This is a genomic window from Pantoea sp. Pa-EAmG (genome assembly GCF_030024295.1).
Lineage (GTDB): Bacteria > Pseudomonadota > Gammaproteobacteria > Enterobacterales > Enterobacteriaceae > Pantoea > Pantoea dispersa.
Genome location: NZ_JASEWO010000281.1, coordinates 1 through 3,532, shown reverse-complemented (window position 1 = coordinate 3,532; position 3,532 = coordinate 1). Strand labels below are relative to the sequence as shown.

The window sequence follows — 3,532 nt, the reverse complement described above, 5'->3', positions numbered from 1 at the left end:
TCGAACTGGAAGCGATGCTGGAAAAACGCGTGAAGCGTCAGCTGCTGGATGAAATCCAGTCAATCTGCCCGCCACACGTTACCATCATGCAGGTACGTCAGGGTATCGCCAAGGGCCTCGGTCACGCCGTGATGTGTGCTCATCCGCTGGTCGGTGATGAGCCAGTCGCGGTGATTCTGCCAGACGTGATCATTGATGAGTACGAATCTAACCCAACCAAAGATAACCTGGCAGAAATGCTGACGCGCTTTGAAGAGAGCGGTCGCAGCCAGATCATGGTTGAGCCAGTTGCCGATGTCACCGCTTACGGCGTGGTTGACTGCCAGGGCGCAGAGCTGGCCCCGGGCCAGAGCGCACCGATGGTGGGCGTGGTTGAGAAGCCAAAAGCCTCGGAAGCGCCATCTAACCTGGCGGTAGTAGGTCGTTACGTGCTGTCTGCGGACATCTGGCCTCTGCTGGCGAAGACCCCTCCGGGTGCCGGCGGCGAAGTGCAGCTGACCGACTCCATCGCCATGCTGATGGAAAAAGAGACCGTAGAAGCTTACCACCTGACCGGCGTGAGCCACGACTGCGGTAATAAACTGGGTTATATGCAAGCTTTTGTTGAGTATGGCGTGCGTCATCCGGTGCTGGGCAAAGATTTCGCTCAGTGGCTCGACGGCGTTGCAGGCAACAAAAAGTAATTCATTAAACACAGGATAATTCAATGAAAGTCACTGTATTTGGTATCGGCTATGTCGGTCTGGTTCAGGCTGCGGTGTTGGCCGAAGTCGGACATGACGTTCTCTGTATTGATGTCGACGAAAAGAAAGTCGAAAGCCTGAAAAAGGGCATCATCCCAATTTTTGAACCGGGCCTGACGCCGCTGGTTATGTCTAACTATGAAGCGGGGCGTCTGAAATTCAGCACCAACGCAGAAGAGGGCGTAAACCATGGCGTAATGCAGTTTATTGCTGTGGGCACGCCGCCGGATGAGGATGGCTCTGCCGACCTGAAATATGTGACTGCGGTTGCGCGTACTATTGCGCAGCACATGAACGATCACAAAGTCGTCATCGACAAATCTACCGTACCGGTAGGCACCGCTGACCGCGTGCGCGCGGTGATGAGCGAAACGCTGAAGCAGCGTGATGCCAATATTGCGTTCGATGTGGTCTCCAACCCGGAGTTCCTGAAAGAGGGCGCCGCAGTTAACGATTGCATGCGTCCGGAACGTATCGTGGTGGGCACCGATAATGATGAAGTGGTCGAACTGCTGCGTGAACTGTACGAACCGTTTAACCGTAATCACGATCGCATGATTCTGATGGATATCCGCAGTGCAGAGCTGACCAAATATGCAGCTAACTGCATGCTGGCGACCAAAATCAGCTTCATGAACGAGATTTCCAACCTTGCGGAACGCCTGGGTGCTGACGTGGAAAAAGTACGTCAGGGCATCGGTTCTGATTCACGCATCGGTTATCACTTTATTTATCCGGGCTGTGGTTACGGCGGTTCCTGCTTCCCGAAAGACGTGCAGGCGCTGATTCGCACTGCAGAGTCAATCGGCTACACCCCGCGCCTGTTGCAGGCGGTAGAAGACGTCAACGATTCGCAGAAGAACAAGCTGCCGACGTTTATTAAACGTCACTTTGGCGACGATCTGCGTGGCAAGACGTTTGCGCTGTGGGGGCTGGCGTTCAAACCGAACACCGACGACATGCGTGAAGCCTCAAGCCGTGTGCTGATGGAAGCACTGTGGCAGGCAGGCGCAACGGTGCAGGCGTTTGATCCGGAAGCGATGGAAGAAGCCCAGCGCATCTACGGTCATCGTGACGATCTGAAGCTGTGCGGCACTAAAGAAGCTGCGCTGCAGGGCGCCGATGGTCTGGTGATCTGCACCGAGTGGCAGAACTTCCGTGCTCCGGATTTCGACGTGATTAAATCCTCGTTAAAACAACCCGTGATTTTTGATGGTCGTAACCTGTATGATCCGGAGCGTATCAGCAAACGCGGTTTCGTTTATTATGCAATCGGCCGCGGAGCGTCTATTCAAATTGTGTAATAAATGAGGGATGTATGAATTTTCTGGTCACCGGCGCGGCAGGATTTATTGGTTTTCACGTTAGTCAGCGTTTGCTGGCTGCCGGTCACCAGGTTGTTGGTATCGATAACCTGAATGATTACTACGATGTCAGCCTGAAACAGGCGCGCCTCGACCAGATTACCGCACATCCCGCGTTTACTTTTCTTAAAATGGACCTGGCAGATCGCCAGGCCATTTCTTCCCTGTTTGAACAGTATGCTTTTGCGCGTGTGATCCATTTAGGTGCACAGGCGGGTGTTCGCTATTCCATCGAGAATCCGCACGCCTACGCTGATGCCAACCTGATTGGTCACTTAAATATTCTGGAAGGTTGCCGTCATCATAAGATTGGCCACCTGCTGTATGCTTCATCGAGTTCGGTTTATGGCCTGAACCGTAAAATGCCGTTCTCCACGGATGATTCCGTTGATCATCCGGTATCACTTTATGCTGCGACGAAAAAAGCCAACGAATTAATGTCGCATACCTATTCACACCTTTACCAATTACCTACCACCGGATTGCGCTTCTTTACCGTTTATGGTCCGTGGGGCCGTCCGGATATGGCGCTGTTTAAGTTCACCCGCGCGATACTGGCCGGTGACGCGATTGATGTGTATAACCGCGGCCAGATGACACGTGACTTTACCTATATTGATGATATTGCCGAAGCGATTGTGCGTTTGCAGGACGTGATTCCGCAGGCAGATGAAAACTGGACGGTGGAAAACGGCTCGCCTGCCACCAGTTCGGCGCCGTATCGCGTGTACAATATTGGCAATAGTCAGCCTACCAGCCTGATGACTTACATTGAGTCGCTGGAAAAAGCGCTGGGGATTGAGGCGAAGAAAAATATGCTGCCGATGCAGCCCGGCGATGTATTAGGCACCAGTGCAGACACCCAGCCGCTGTATGACGCGATAAATTTCCGCCCGCAGACCAGCGTAGAGCAGGGCGTGCAGCATTTTGTTGACTGGTACCGCGACTTCTATCAGCAATAAGTCGCGATAAAAAAAGGAAGCCAGCGGCTTCCTTTTTTCTTACCCGGTGTAAAACAGAGCACAGCGCCAGGGCTGGCATGCTGCGAAGCACTGGTTCCTTACAGCAGGAAATCGTCCAGTTGTTTACCTTGTTCTTCAATCGCTTTTTTAATCACGGCTGGCGTACGTCCCTGGCCGGTCCAGGTACGGTTCTCACCGTTCTCGTCGACGTAACCATACTTCGCCGGACGTGCCGCGCGTTTGGCTTTACCTGGCGCTTTGGTTTCAGCTAATGCCTGCAGCAGTTCGTTTGGATCAATACCGTCTGCCATCAGCATTTCACGATATTGTTCCAGCTTACGGCTGCGCTCGGCATTTTCCGCCTGGGCAAGAGATTCTTCTTCACGACGTTCATTCACCACAACCTCAAGTTTTTCCAGCATCTCTTCCAGTGTTTCCAGAGAGCATTCCCGAGCTTGCGCGC

General features: G+C 53.1%; 4 protein-coding genes. 3 read left to right on the top strand and 1 reads right to left on the bottom strand.

Translation table 11 applies throughout. The annotated features are described in order from the left end of the window. The 3 genes from QMM04_RS21560 to QMM04_RS21550 all read left to right on the top strand — a co-directional run. The coding region (locus tag QMM04_RS21560; RefSeq protein WP_282996998.1) for a sugar phosphate nucleotidyltransferase at positions 1-683 on the top strand (683 nt) is incomplete at its 5' end. A gap of 23 nt (positions 684-706) precedes the next feature. After that, entirely contained in the window at positions 707-2,047 is a 1,341-nt protein-coding gene (locus QMM04_RS21555; RefSeq protein ID WP_058757711.1) for a UDP-glucose/GDP-mannose dehydrogenase family protein, read from the top strand. 14 nt (positions 2,048-2,061) lie between these two features. Beyond that, positions 2,062-3,069, top strand: a complete 1,008-nt coding sequence (locus QMM04_RS21550; RefSeq protein ID WP_104186560.1) for an NAD-dependent epimerase — start codon at positions 2,062-2,064, stop codon at positions 3,067-3,069. A gap of 98 nt (positions 3,070-3,167) precedes the next feature. Here the strand turns inward: QMM04_RS21550 and hns are convergent. After that, a partial coding sequence (gene hns / locus QMM04_RS21545; RefSeq protein WP_282996997.1) for a histone-like nucleoid-structuring protein H-NS occupies positions 3,168-3,532 on the bottom strand: 365 nt, incomplete at its 5' end.

Bases quoted from the DNA above. Each gene is read 5' to 3' on its own strand.
- QMM04_RS21555 (WP_058757711.1), top strand. From the start codon at position 707: ATGAAAGTCACTGTATTTGGTATCGGCTATGTCGGTCTGGTTCAGGCT.
- QMM04_RS21550 (WP_104186560.1), top strand. From the start codon at position 2,062: ATGAATTTTCTGGTCACCGGCGCGGCAGGATTTATTGGTTTTCACGTT.